This window comes from Legionella bozemanae (assembly GCF_001648595.1).
In the GTDB taxonomy this organism is placed as follows: domain Bacteria; phylum Pseudomonadota; class Gammaproteobacteria; order Legionellales; family Legionellaceae; genus Legionella; species Legionella bozemanae.
Window position 1 is genome coordinate 74,554 of sequence record NZ_LBAW01000016.1, and the last position, 14,009, is coordinate 88,562.

Genomic DNA, 14,009 nt, shown 5'->3' on the forward strand with positions numbered 1-14,009 from the left:
AGGAGAAATTGATTAATCAATCTCCCCTGTATTTTTATATACTGCATCCAGCGCTTTTAATGACTCCAGTAAGGGCTTCATTTTAGCTAGAGGCCAGCTGTTTGGACCATCACTCAAGGCATTATCCGGATCCGGGTGAGTTTCCATAAACAATCCTGAAATACCTGCAGCTACCGCAGCACGCGCAAGAACAGGAACGAATTCACGTTGTCCGCCAGAAACTCCGTTATTTCCTCCAGGTAATTGTACAGAATGCGTCGCGTCATAAACAACAGGACATCCAGTTTCACGCATGATGGCTAAAGAACGCATGTCTGAAACCAAATTGTTATACCCAAAACTAACACCGCGCTCACAAGCCATAATCTGCTCATTACCACATGCTTTTGCCTTGGCAATCACATGTTTCATTTCCCAAGGAGCGAGAAACTGTCCTTTTTTGATATTAACAGGCTTATTCATTGATGCGACTTTCTGAATAAAGTTGGTCTGTCTGCATAAAAAAGCCGGAGTTTGTAACACATCAACAACACTGGAAACTTCCAACAAGGGAGTGTCTTCATGAACATCAGTTAAAACTGGCACTTCCACCTGGTTTTTTACCTTTTCCAAAATGGACAATCCCTTTTCAAAACCAGGACCTCTATAACTGGATATAGAAGAACGGTTTGCTTTATCAAACGAGGACTTATAGATAAAAGGAATCTGCAATTGACCGCATATTTCTTTTAAATAACCTGCTGTTTCCAAAGCCAGTTCTTCACTTTCAATGACACAAGGTCCCGCAATTAAAAATAAAGGTTTATCTAAACCTACTTCAAATCCGCATAATTTCATTCTTGATTTTTTCCTTGATGTTTCGTTCGAGCAGCAAGTACGAATTGTTTAAACAGTGGATGACTTGCTCTTGGAGTTGATGTAAATTCTGGATGAAATTGGCATGCCAAAAACCAGGGATGATCAGATAATTCGACCATTTCAACTAAAGAATTATCTGCTGAGCGTCCAGAGATAATCAATCCATGTTCAACCAGGCTTTCAACATATTTATTATTGACTTCGTAGCGATGACGATGACGCTCAATAATTTGCGGCTTCTCATAGACCTTTCGCGCTAACGTCCCTTCTTCCAATTGACACAATTGCGCTCCTAAACGCATTGTACCGCCTAAATCACCATGTTCATCGCGAAGTTGTTTTGAGCCATCAGCATCCATCCACTCACTAATTAACCCAAGCACAGGATATGGAGTATCTTTATTAAATTCAGTGGAGTTCGCTTCTTTTAAACCAACAACATTTCTGGCAAATTCAATAACAGCAGTTTGCATTCCCAAACAAATTCCCAAGAAAGGAACTTTATGCTCTCGAGCATATTGGATTGCTTTAATCTTGCCTTCAACACCACGCTCCCCAAAACCACCCGGGACAAGAATGGCATCGATACCCTCTAAAAGCGAAGCTCCATGTTTTTCAATTAACTCGGCATCCAAATAAACAATGTCAACTTTAGTTTGAGTATGAAGTCCAGCATGCAGCAAAGCCTCATTAATGGATTTATATGCATCATTCAATTCAATATATTTGCCTACCATAGCAATTTTTACAGTCATGGTTTGCACGGCTCGCATTGCCACCACACGATCCCATTCACTTAAATCGGCAGGTTTTACCTCAAGACCCAATTTTTTGACAACGATGTCATCGAGTCCGTGTTCATGTAATATTCTTGGAATTTGATAAATACTTGGCGCATCTTCAAGCGGAATAACTCCTTCTTTCTCCACATTGGTAAACAATGCAATTTTAGCACGATCAGACATAGGCAAAGCTTTTTCCGAGCGACAAATCAAAATGTCAGGTTGAATACCTATGGAGCGTAATTCTTTCACTGAGTGCTGGGTTGGTTTTGTTTTTGTCTCACCTGAAGTAGCAATATAAGGCACTAAAGTCAGATGGATAAATAAAGTTCTTTGTGAGCCTAATTCCATGCGCATTTGACGAATTGCTTCAAGAAAAGGTAACGATTCGATGTCCCCTACAGTTCCACCAATTTCAACCATTGTCACATCAAAACCATCGGCACCTAATTTGATGCATCGCTTAATCTCATTGGTAATATGGGGAATTACCTGAACTGTACCCCCTAAATAATCGCCTCTTCTTTCTTTTTTAATGACATTTTCATAAATTTTCCCTGAGGTAAAATTATTACGCTTTGTCATCGTTGTATTTACAAAACGTTCATAATGTCCCAAATCCAGATCTGTTTCTGCGCCATCATTGGTCACAAAAACCTCACCATGCTGGAATGGGCTCATAGTTCCAGGATCAACGTTAATATAGGGATCAAGCTTAATCAATGTTACTTTAAGGCCACGCGCCTCTAGAACTGCAGCAAGCGAAGCAGCTGCAATACCCTTTCCTAAGGAAGATACCACACCACCTGTAATAAAAATAAAATTTGTCATAATTGACCTTGTATCCTGCTAATTAAGTACTGTTCAGTAGAGAAATAGAAATTTAGGTTTTATTGTAGCCTGGGTGCAGTGTAGCGGAACCCGGGAATTCCGTAGTAAGAAAATCCGGGTTCCGCTACACTGCACCCAGGCTACAATATACTGTGGCTAAACAAATCAGGATATAGCCCTAATTTATCGCTAATAAATGTCCCAGTTTCTCTTTTTTAGTTTTTAAATATCTGTGACTTTCCTTAGTAGGCTCTATTTCTAAAGGCACTCTCTCCATAACCTTTATTCCATAACGATCCACAGCAGCAATTTTTGAAGGGTTATTGGTTAATAACCTTATTGCATCAATACCAAAATATTTGAGTATTTGATAGGCAATAGCATAATTTCTACTGTCAACAGGAAGACCTAGTTGATGATTCGCATCAACAGTATCCCAACCTTGCTCCTGCAAGGCATAAGCTTTTAGTTTATTCGCCAAGCCAATTCCTCGTCCTTCCTGGCGTAAATAAATTAAAACACCACCTTCAGCAGCAATCAATGCCAAAGATTTTTCCAATTGGTTACCGCAATCGCATTTACAGGAACCAAAAATATCACCAGTAATGCATTCTGAATGAATACGCACTAAAGGCACGCGATTCGCAAACACAGGCGGCTTTACCAAAGCAAAATGCTCTGCATTATCAAGTTCGTTTGCAAACACAGTCATAGTAAAATCACCTTTATTTTGCAAAGGAATACGTGTTGAAGCAGCAGCGTTGACCAGCACCTCATGGCGAATTCGGTATTCTATCAAATCTTTAATCGTTACCAGAGGAATATTATGTTTTTTGGAAAATGAAACCAATTCATCACGACGGCTCATAGTACCATCTTCATTTATAATTTCACAAATCACTGCAGCAGGAGTTAAACCAGCAAGCTTTGCCAAGTCAACACTACCTTCTGTTTGACCTTGCCGTTCCAAAACTCCTTTCTTTCTAGCGCGTAAGGGAAAGATATGTCCTGGAGAAATGATATCAGTCGGTCCACTCTCAGGATTAATTGCAACTTTAATTGTTTGAGCCCTATCTTTAGCTGAAATTCCCGTTGAGACACCTTCCGCTGCTTCTATAGATACAGTAAATGCTGTGCCATAAGGTGATTTATTATTTTGCGCCATCATTGGCAATTGTAATTTATCAATCAATTCATCAGCCATAGACAAGCAGATCAATCCACAACCATGACGAGACATAAAATTAATTGCTTCTGGCGTAGCATATTCTGCAGCCACAACCAGATCTCCTTCATTCTCCCTATCTTCATCATCCATTAAAATAACCATTTTACCGGCTTTAAGTGTTTCCACTGCGTGTTCTATTGTAGCTAATGAATACTTCATAACGCGACCTCATTTGATCCAGTGTTCATTTAATCCTCCTGCCAATCCAGACATGCTATCATATTGTCACCCATAGCATGCCAAGAAATAGTATGCGCTCGGTCAAATATCCCACTCTGCTGGTAGGCTGAAATTGCATCGTGCTCCAAAATACTTGGAACGATATATAAATAAGTTCGATGAACTAACTTTTCCTGGTGCAGCGCACTAAAAAGAGCGCCTCCCGCCTCAACCCAAACATCATGATACCCCAACTCCCCCAGATGGCAGAGCACAGCACCTAAATCCATTACTCCATTTTTCATGGGCATTAAATGCAAAGTACTATTGGGATAAGAAGCTTCCTGCTCATTACAATGATACACATGACAATGAGCTGCTGTTGAAAAAATTATGGATTGTTGATTAAGACTCAACTGCCTATCAATAATTGCAACTGGCTTTGCCTGTTCTTTCTGGCCTAAACGCACATTCATCTTAGGGTTATCCAGTTGTATTGTTCTAGCCGTAGTAAGAATGATATCTGTTGCAGCGCGCATTTGATGCGTAAATTCCCCACATTGAGTATTTGACAAAATAACACGCTCTCCTACTGCGCGACCAATTTTACCATTCAATGTTTGCGCTATTTTCACCGTTACCCTTGGCATTTTAGTTAAAGTCCAGTAAGAGTAACTTTTATAAAATTCTGTAATTTCATCTACAGGGTAATACGTTACCTTTATGCCATGGGCACGTAACTTATCTGAAGAATTATTTTTAGCTACGACTGGATTGGGATCTAAATAAGCAAAAACAACCTCTTCCACTCCATAATTAATAATTGCATCAACACATGGAGGCGTTCTTCCCCAATGATTACAGGGCTCAAGAGAAATATATAGCGTAACCCCTGGCATTTTAGGAGGAATCTGTGTTAACAATAATTGTTCTGCATGCGGAGTCCCTGCACCTCTATGGCATGCCTGTGCTATAATAGTTCCATTTTGCACAGCAACAGCGCCAACGCAAGGATTTGGGGCGCAATGGCCTTGTCCAAGTCGGGCCTGTTCAAGTGCTGCGAGCAAAAACTTTTTGTGCATTGTTTAGTACCTTTCTATGATGCATGGTAACTGCTCACGTGCTAAATAGACGTCCTCCTAAGGATAAACCTCGGGATAACGAGAGAGGATGAGTAGTTACGATGCGTGAATGATAACAAATTATTCAATTTTTGAGTAGCCTAATGATTAAATTGAAAATTAAGAAAAACGTCTGTTTAATACTGTTAGCCACTTTTCTTGCACAATCCTCTTTCTCCCAGGGGCTGTCTCCATACTCAACAGGAGAACTGGAACAATTAGAAAAAGAGTTTGTACAACAAATTAATCAGTCAGAAAGTGTGGAGCGAAACCCGTTAGCAAGCCAATACATTAATCGTATTGGGAAAAATCTTGCTCATGCGGGTCATATTAAAACACCAGATTTCTTTATAGTAAAATCAAATGAAATCAATGCCTTTGCTGGTCCTGGTGGACATATAGGTATTAATTCACAGCTTATTTTAACCACAAGTAGTGAAAGTGAGCTTGCTGGGGTTATGGCCCATGAGATCGCGCATGTGCGTTTGCACCATCTCTACAGAATGATCGAGCATCAAAAACAAATGCGCATTCCCATGCTTGCTTCCATACTGGCCTCTGCTGCTTTAGGTGTAATCAATCCCACAGTTGGGATGGCGGGAATGATGGGTGCCATGACAGGGTTTTCCCAAGATAACATCAATTTTACCCGTTCTAAAGAAAAAGAAGCGGATAGAATTGGAATCGATATGCTGATTAAAGCAGGATATAATCCTCACGGTATGGCCGCTTTTTTTAAAAAAATGCAGGAAAATTCTCGTTATTATTACACTGCAAATGTACCTGCCATTTTACGAACCCACCCTCTGGATGGGGATAGAATCGCTGAAGCAGAAAACCGAACCGCACAATTTTCGCACAAAAAATACACAGAAACTCTCGAATACCCATTAGTCAAAGAATTAATTCGCACTTCAGTCATCCGCGATCCTAAAATGCTACTTGATTATTATGAGCATCAATGTAACCAAAAAACTCCCGCATATGCTTGCCAATATGGTCATGCCCTTGCGTTAATCAACAATAATAGTTATACAAAAGCAGCTGCCATTTTGACTCCTTTATTAGTACAAAATAACAATCTATATTTTCAAATTGCTATGGCACAAGCTGAAACAGGATTATCCCAACATAAAGCCGCCCTCTCCCGATTGGAAGAAATACAAAAGAATTACCCTGACAATTATGCGGCACTTATGGCATACGCCCAAGGTTTATTGGCTGCAAATCAACATGAAAAAGCCACAAGCATCCTGCTTAAAGGTAGTAGGAAATATAAACAGGATCTTGTTTTATGTCGTGAGCTAGCTCGAGCCCAAGCGCAATCACATCAAAAAGGCTATGCTTATTTTACCCAAGCCCAGTGTTTACTTCTTGAAGGCCAAAAAAGAGCAGCAGTAGCTCAACTCAAAGTAGCCCGTAGTCTTGCCAAAAAGGACCCTTATTTATTGGCAAGGATCTCTGCCAAAATTGATGAAATTGTGAATTAAATGATGTTTGCGGTGTAACTTAATTGGAGAAAACCACACAATTGTAAGAATTTCCTTTTCTATTGACTAATCTCGTTTGCTTGCAACTACATCTTCTATACATCGCTGAAAAATCAGCCCATAAAATCCGCCCTAAATAATTGGATCCCGCGGAAGCCACGGGGTGTAGGCAGAGATGTGATCAGGAGACAAGTGCAAGTGCAAGCAAAAAGGCTACTCAAATTTACTCTCACAATAGAAATTAATCTCGAAAATTCTCATACTGCAATGGCAATTTGATATTTGATTTCTTTAAAAGAGCGATTGTTTCTTGCAAATCATCACGTTTTTTACCAGTAACCCGAATTTTATCTCCTTGAATAGAGGCCTGAACCTTAATTTTGGAATCTTTAATACATTTCACGATGTCTTTGGCTGTTGGCTGATCGATTCCCTGTTTAAACGTCATATTCAAGGAATAAAATTTTCCACTGTGCACCGGCTCATCCTCTATATCCACTCCCGAAGCATCAAGATTACGTTTACTGCAGTGATTGCGGAATAAATCCTCTAATTGTCTGACCTGAAAATCAGATTCGGCTCGTAATGTCACTGTCAGATCTTTAAGTTCTATGCTTGACTCTACTCCCCGAAAATCAAAGCGAGTACCCATCTCACGCAAAGCGTTATCCACAGCATTACGTAATTCAACCATATTTGTTTCAGAGACAATATCAAAAGAAGGCATAAGTTACTCGTTCAAGTTAAAAATGTAATTTAACAAAAAACAGAATGCGGCACCATATTTCCAAATGTCAATTTCTCCTAATGTTGCATATTTGCGTAAAGAATGTTATCAAATTAATTGGTTCAAAAATATTCTATTTAGTTACCAACCGTACAATAGCTTTCAGGTTATTCTATCTCAAGGAGTGAGAAGTATGGCAAAGGAAAAAAGAGAGTATTACACCTCATATCAGCCTCAACAGCATCAATCTCGTTTTTGGGTCCATTCGGAATCCTGTTATACTGAGGAAGAATTAGAGCAAAGAACATGGATTCTTAAAGTGCGCAGTAACTCAGGAATTCATCCTGATTATTTATCAAATCCCAGTTCCTGGTTTGCTGATGACTCCCAGGCCTTAATCAACGTGTATGAGCGCTCCTGGTTTTACTCTAATGCATACAAGACACGTCATGTTTTAAACCGGGATGACTTTCATGTTCAACCTATCGATAGCCAACGTCTCCAATGGACTGCTTTATATGACTTAATGCAAAAAACCGGAGATTATTTATTATTAAGAAATCAGGCGTTGCCCCAAACTCATTTAAATCAGCCCATGAATTTTTTCCTATTGGATCTGAATCATATTCTGAAAGGAATAAGTCAAAATCCAAATATCAAACAAACAAGAGACCAACTGGAGCATGTCACCCGCTACGTACGCACTATCGAAAAAAACATTTCTCCCTTTGCAGGTTCAGATCGGCTATTTTTAGCTAATTTCCGCAGTACGATTGATGATGAAATCCATCCGCAATTAACGCGGAAGATTGAATCACAATTATTAAGAGATCGCCTTGGTGAATTATCAAAAAGCATCGAACAATTATCCACCGAGCGCAACAGAATATTACATTTTGCTCTGAATGCGAATCAGGTTAACCCCCACCCTTATACTTTCGCAATTGATAAGCCTGATGATTTAAAAGCCTACCCTACTCAGGCAGTAAAAGAGTGTGGGAAAAGTTCAACTGCTGTCGTAGAAAGCCCTATATCCATATTGCAATTAACAGGTGAAGAGCTTAAAGATTGCTCCAATTTCCAGTTAATAAACATGGAAGATAAAGTGTTAGATCATTATGCCAAAGCCATAACTGATTTAAATGAGCTCGATCAGTTTCAAAAAGTCATTACTCAAACAATGGATCTCTTGGGACAAGCAGGTGAAGTGTATACCGTTTTTCAATTTAAGGAGCAACTCTCTTTTCTATTGAAACAAATTGAACATTTTATTGATGAATCATCCGTTCATATTAACGAAATTATTCATGCCAATACGCTTGCTTATCATAAAGCGATTCATGAGGAGCAGAATTTACCTTTGCTAAAAAGGTGGTTAACATCCGAGCAAGAAAAGTTAAACACATTCATAGACAATCAAGATACTTTAGCGCAATTTCCCTCAACTACAGCAGATCTTGCAAAAACCAATCAAGCACTGAAACAACAAGTAAATTATGTTATTGGCCATTTAAATGGCCCTAAAGTAAAAAGTACTGATTTCGCAACACTAGCCGGGCAAGCTCAAGAATTAAATGCATTGATGGATTCAATGCATCGCTGGATCACATTCCAATACAAAATCAAAGGACTGGAACCACCAAAAAAACCTGAAAAGCTGGAATTATTATCACAACAACCAAAATCACAACAACAATCCCACAGCCAACCAAAACTGCGTCCATCCTTCTTTGAGGCGAATAGACAAATCTCCGGAACCAATGGCTGTTTACCCAACTGGACTTATGAACAGGCAGTATGTCCTGTGTTTCCAGAGCAACCACAAGCTCTAGCAATAACAGCCTGCGGCGACCAGGATATGGATGTATGTCCAGTATCAAAACAAGAAACATCTTATGCCGGCGTTTATTTGGGCTTAATTGTTTTAATTCCTGTTGGATTAATTGCACTCTATTTACTGTATCAAGCACTCAATAATAAATCCGAGCCCAAAGTGAAAATTCTAGGAAATAAAGATGAATATGAGGCAATAAAAACGGAATTAGATGATTTTATTGTAACAATTCAAAGAGATTCATTCATGAATGATTCCGATATAAAAAGTCTCTTCGAAGAATACATTGAAAAATACGAGGAGTTAAGCAAACAAGCCAAAAAAGAAATTTATGATATAGAAGAATTAACAGAATTATATGAAAACATAAAATGCTTCTATGATGATTACTGTCCTAAATCACCCCAATCGACTTCTCTTACGTGTTAGGTAAAACCTACATTTCCGCGCTTTATGCATGGTTGATTGACAAATATACTCATTATTGAGTGTAACAACTATAATTAGGTTATTTAGCATATCAATTTAACTTCTTCTTATTATTTTTCGAATAATGAGAAGAATAAACTACGGTAGTGAGAGTTGTGGAAGCATTTAAAAATAATTTTCAATCCTTGGTACGATTAGCCATCCCACTAATTCTCACCGGGTTATTACAATCTTCTGTTTATTTTTTTATAACCATATTCCTAGCTCGTGTTAGTCAAGATGCATTAGCAGCGGGTTCACTGGTTGCCTGGCTATTTGGGACGTTTAACATCATTGTTATCGGTATATTAAATGCGATTAATGTCTTGGTAGCCCATCGACATGGCGCTAAAGATGGACATGGAATTGCTTTAGTATTTCGAGATGGATTTTGGTTAGCTTGTATCTTGACCATTCCTGCGTGTTATTTTTTTTGGCATATTGCCCCACTTCTCTTATATCTTGGCCAAAACCAAGCTTTGGTGAAACTAACTGAATCTTATTTACATGCACTAACATGGGGATTATTAGCGAATTTTATTACAGTGGTACTCATGGAATTTGTAATAGGACTTGGCAAAACTCGATTTGCACTATTCTTTAGTGCATTGAATGTCTCTTTGAACATTTTATTTAGCTTTGCTCTGATTTTTGGAAAATTTGGCTTGCCAGCCATGGGAGTTGCTGGTGCAGGCTGGGGTACAACCATAGGTTTTTGGATTACTGTATTATTTTTCTCTTGGTATATTTTTACGAATAAAAACTATAAACCGTATACTCGCCTACTCTTTACTTACGTTAAACCATTTTACTTGATTGAGTTACTCAAAATTGGGACTCCTTTAGGAATAATGTATTGTGTTGAAATTGGCTTTTTCTTTGTTTTGATTTTAATTATGGGTTCACTCGGTAATCAACTGCTAGCAGCCAATCAAATCACATTGCAATATTTATGTATTTTAACGTCTGTTATTTTTTCAATAGCCCAGGCAATCACTGTGCGCATGGGGCATTTATTAGGGGAAGGCGATGTAGTAACTGCAAAACAGGTGGGTTATATCGGTACTTTTACTTCGGTTACTTTTATGTTTGGTGCCGCACTTATTTATTGGTTTTTCCCTAAGTTACTTATTGCTATTGATTTTGATATTCACGAGCCTGGTAATCAGGAAATATTACATTTTGCAATCCAACTTCTGGCAGTCAGTGCAGTATTTCAAATATTCGAATCAGCCCGGATCTCACTATTTGGCGCTTTACGTGCATTAAAAGATACGCGTTATACCTTAATAACTTCAATGATTAGCTTTTGGGGAATTGCGTTACCTGTAGGTTACTTGTTTGCAATTCCTCTGCAATGGGGCGGCATTGGCCTCTGGTGGGGCGTGTCATTAGGTGCAGTCATCAGTGTTTTATTGCTCTATTGGCGGTTTAATTTTAAAATGCAGCATTATCAGCCAGAAATTGGATAAATCTTGAAAAGACCTGCCTTATTTTTTCTTTTTCTAATCACCTCTTATTCGGTGTTTGCTTTAAATAATCCAGAGCTAAAATCCTATAAATATACTTTCTCCAAAAAAGAAAATTTTAAGGTCTCTTTCGCTGATTATCCCAAAGGTGAAGAAAAATTCTTTGAACTTCAATTTAAAAATGGTGCTAAATTGCCTCATGAAATTAATACGCCCCTTCATGGATTAAAAATATCAGGCAATAATCATAGTGATGATTTATTCATGTATGCTTATAAAAAAGTAAAGAATTTAAAACCCAATACAACCTATCACGTCAGTTTTTCTTTAGAATTTGCCTCGAATGCTCCTGAGGGTTCTATGGGTGCAGGAGGCTCGCCTGGTGATTCAGTGTATGTAAAAATTGGGGCTGTATCTCATAAACCGCAACGCGATGTGGATGACTCCAATCATTACAGAATTAACCTGGATAAAGGAAATCAAGCTCTTGATGGAAAAGATATGATCACTATCGGATCCATTGGGGTAGACACTGCAAACTCCATTTACAGGTTAAAGGCATTACCTTACTTACCCACTGAAGAAATGCAAGCGAAGCTCGCCAATTATACAACCAGAAGCAATAATCAAGGCGAGGTATGGTTAGTCCTCGGCACAGACTCTGGATTTGAAAGTACAACTACAATTTTTTATACCGGTTTATCTGTAACATTCAAAGAGCTGATTGAGGAATCAAAGTAAAATTTCTTTTTACTCCACGTTAAAACATCCCCGAAATATAGGTATATGTTCGGCTCTCTATAGCTAATGCGGTCTATATATTTTGAATCATTTCATCAACCAAAATAAACTTTGTACAATAAAAATAAGCCAATGATTAACGTAATTATCCCACTTGAGATAAACACTCCCGATTTATTTATCGTTTTATTCCAAATTTTATACACAGTATCTGGACAATAGAGCCTAAACAAGCCGCCAATTAGTATTAGCCAGGCAAAGACTGTTACTATGACTGGCCAACCCATTACCCATACGTTATGGCTCAGAACCATTAATAATCCAATAATTAATGTGATGATACCAACAACTAACATGACAGCTCGTTGTCCCATCAATTCTCTCATGGCAGTGATTACAACTTCACGTCGTATAAGTAAAAGCAGGCTCACAATTACCAAATACCAACCTAGTACAGAAGCTAAAAAATTGGTACTCATAATAATCTCCTGAAACATCCCTCTTATATAAATTATAGTGCAATATCTCCTTGAATAACGTGGTGAAACAGTTAAAAAAAGCTAAACTTATATAATATGATGTTTGGATCAAAGGATTCTTAAAATGAGCGAGCAATTTACTGCAAATGTCTACTGTAAAGAAGAAAGAATCGCGACCCAAACAGGAAACGATATTGATCAGCTTTATGCCTGGATGTTAATTCAAGTCAATGGACACTTTGATGATATACGTGGTGAGATTATCGACAATCAGACAAATAACGCCGTCAGGACATTTCGCAAAGCACCTATAGAGTGATGGCAACTCGAATTTATTTTTAAATCATCTAAATAGGCTAGAGTATCGTCGGTTTTTTGAGAAAAAACTTGATCTATTGAGTTATTTTCAATTAATTACTACGTTCCACAGCTTATTCGCAGACGTAGAGGAAGTACGGACAATGAAAAACTGGCGACTCCTAAGGCTAAATGAGCACAACTCATAAAAAAGAATGATTGACTCAGATAAAGAAGTACTTACAATGAATCCCTTAATTTAAAAGTACGTTAAGGATAGTCATGAGTGCAACAGAAAAAACTTCATCATTTAATCTGTTTTGGTTACTCAACTACATTTCTATTGCATCAGTTTCGGCGGCTATCATCACTCCCGCTTTACCAAAAATCCAAACTGAATATGCTTTAGGCCCCGGTATTATTGAGTGGATAGTCTCGGCATTTTTGATTGGTTATGTAGTTGGTCAATTGATTTATGGGCCACTTGCTAATCGATTTGGCCGTTTAAAAGCATTACGCATAGGTTTGGTGATTAATCTGATTGGGCTTGGTGTATGTTTGCTTGCACTACTGCAAGAAAACTATTGGTTACTCGTAAGCGGACGGCTAATCACTGCCTTGGGAGCTGCCAGTGGGCTTGCCTGTACCTTCATGTTAATTAATGAATGGTTACCTGAAGCACAACGCAAAACGGCTATAGCCTATTCTGTTTTGTCCTTTGCACTGGGCATCGGTATTGCTGTAGTTATAGGTGGGGTCATTACAGAATTTCTTCATTGGCAAGGATGTTTTTGGATTTTACTCGTGCATGGTTTAATAATGCTGTGGGGAACTTGTATCTTTAGTGAGACATTGATTCATCCTAAATCAATATATGTTTTGACTATTGTTCGCGATTATTATGCTGCACTTGCTTCTGCGAAATTGGTAATTTTTTCATTAGTAGTAGGTTGCTGTTCTGCAATATCTTATTGCTTTTCTGCGGCTGGGCCTCAAATTGCAGAAAAAATATTGAAACTCTCGGCAGCTGAGTATGGGTATTGGAATATCCTTAACATTATAGGAATGCTCTTAGGTGGATTATTAGCCAAACGATTACTTGCTCGTTTTTCGGCAAACCAACTCATTACCATTGGTTTTCTTGGTGTTGTGGCAGGAATAATTAATTTATTAATCATGTGGTATTTTGGGAATCAGTCTTCATTATGGTTTTTTCTTATTACAGCCAGCTTATATTTATTTAGCAGTTTTCTATTTTCGGGAGGTTCATTTGTTGCTTCCAATGCGCTTGAGGACAAAGCCAGTGCTGCAGCAATGATGAGTTTTGTTAATATGTGTTTTGCCACACTCAGTGTCATCGTGATGGGCTATTTGATGGTCAATCCTTTATTAAGTTTTATTATTATTTTAAGCCTTGTTTGGTTACTTGTTGTGGCACTATTATTAATAAAAGTCTCAAAGACCAATAACACAATAGACCTCGTCCAAACTCATTGAGGAGAGCGAGTACGAAGAAAGCTGGAGT

12 protein-coding genes are annotated in these 14,009 nt (G+C 38.3%); 6 read left to right on the top strand and 6 right to left on the bottom strand.

The features are described 5' to 3' along the window. Positions 1–12 precede the first annotated feature (12 nt). The 4 genes from kdsA to ribD form a co-directional block, all read right to left on the bottom strand. Entirely contained in the window at positions 13–837 is an 825-nt protein-coding gene (gene kdsA, locus A8O27_RS12440) for a 3-deoxy-8-phosphooctulonate synthase (protein ID WP_058459093.1), read from the bottom strand. Continuing rightward, a complete protein-coding gene (pyrG, locus tag A8O27_RS12445; protein WP_058459092.1) occupies positions 834–2,471 on the bottom strand; it encodes a CTP synthase in 1,638 nt (545 codons plus the stop codon). The genes kdsA and pyrG overlap by 4 nt, the downstream gene beginning before the upstream one ends. 178 nt (positions 2,472–2,649) lie before the next feature. Next, positions 2,650–3,858, bottom strand: coding sequence for a bifunctional 3,4-dihydroxy-2-butanone-4-phosphate synthase/GTP cyclohydrolase II (locus A8O27_RS12450; RefSeq protein ID WP_058459091.1), 1,209 nt, complete (start codon positions 3,856–3,858; stop codon positions 2,650–2,652). Positions 3,859–3,887: 29 nt separating this feature from the next. Next, positions 3,888–4,940 (bottom strand): bifunctional diaminohydroxyphosphoribosylaminopyrimidine deaminase/5-amino-6-(5-phosphoribosylamino)uracil reductase RibD, encoded by a 1,053-nt coding sequence (gene ribD, locus A8O27_RS12455; RefSeq protein ID WP_058459090.1) that lies wholly within the window; start codon positions 4,938–4,940, stop codon positions 3,888–3,890. Between the two features lie 143 nt (positions 4,941–5,083). Here ribD and A8O27_RS12460 point away from each other — a divergent pair, with 143 nt between their 5' ends. Next, positions 5,084–6,469 (top strand): M48 family metalloprotease, encoded by a 1,386-nt coding sequence (locus tag A8O27_RS12460; protein ID WP_058459089.1) that lies wholly within the window; start codon positions 5,084–5,086, stop codon positions 6,467–6,469. A 241-nt stretch (positions 6,470–6,710) separates the two neighbouring features. Here the strand turns inward: A8O27_RS12460 and A8O27_RS12465 are convergent, their stop codons facing one another. After that, positions 6,711–7,196, bottom strand: coding sequence for a YajQ family cyclic di-GMP-binding protein (locus tag A8O27_RS12465; RefSeq protein WP_058459088.1), 486 nt, complete (start codon positions 7,194–7,196; stop codon positions 6,711–6,713). 193 nt (positions 7,197–7,389) lie between these two features. On the opposite strand from A8O27_RS12465, the gene A8O27_RS12470 reads away from it, so the two are divergent. The 3 genes from A8O27_RS12470 (at position 7,390) to A8O27_RS12480 (ending at position 11,708) form a co-directional block, all read left to right on the top strand. Further along, positions 7,390–9,459 carry a hypothetical protein gene (locus tag A8O27_RS12470; RefSeq protein WP_058459087.1) on the top strand — a complete coding sequence of 690 codons (2,070 nt, stop codon included), beginning with the start codon at positions 7,390–7,392 and terminating at the stop codon, positions 9,457–9,459. A gap of 155 nt (positions 9,460–9,614) precedes the next feature. Further along, a complete protein-coding gene (locus A8O27_RS12475; RefSeq protein WP_058459086.1) occupies positions 9,615–10,970 on the top strand; it encodes an MATE family efflux transporter in 1,356 nt (451 codons plus the stop codon). Between the two features lie 3 nt (positions 10,971–10,973). Beyond that, positions 10,974–11,708, top strand: a complete 735-nt coding sequence (locus tag A8O27_RS12480; protein WP_235810497.1) for a hypothetical protein — start codon at positions 10,974–10,976, stop codon at positions 11,706–11,708. Between the two features lie 95 nt (positions 11,709–11,803). Here A8O27_RS12480 and A8O27_RS12485 read toward each other — a convergent pair whose 3' ends face one another. Continuing rightward, positions 11,804–12,187: a DUF308 domain-containing protein gene (locus tag A8O27_RS12485; RefSeq protein ID WP_058459084.1), complete on the bottom strand. Its 384-nt coding sequence runs from the start codon at positions 12,185–12,187 to the stop codon at positions 11,804–11,806. Positions 12,188–12,311: 124 nt separating this feature from the next. Between A8O27_RS12485 and A8O27_RS12490 the strand changes: the two genes are divergently transcribed. Beyond that, positions 12,312–12,506 (top strand): hypothetical protein, encoded by a 195-nt coding sequence (locus tag A8O27_RS12490; protein WP_058459083.1) that lies wholly within the window; start codon positions 12,312–12,314, stop codon positions 12,504–12,506. A 260-nt stretch (positions 12,507–12,766) separates the two neighbouring features. Further along, positions 12,767–13,981 carry an MFS transporter gene (locus tag A8O27_RS12495; protein WP_058459082.1) on the top strand — a complete coding sequence of 405 codons (1,215 nt, stop codon included), beginning with the start codon at positions 12,767–12,769 and terminating at the stop codon, positions 13,979–13,981. Positions 13,982–14,009 lie beyond the last annotated feature (28 nt).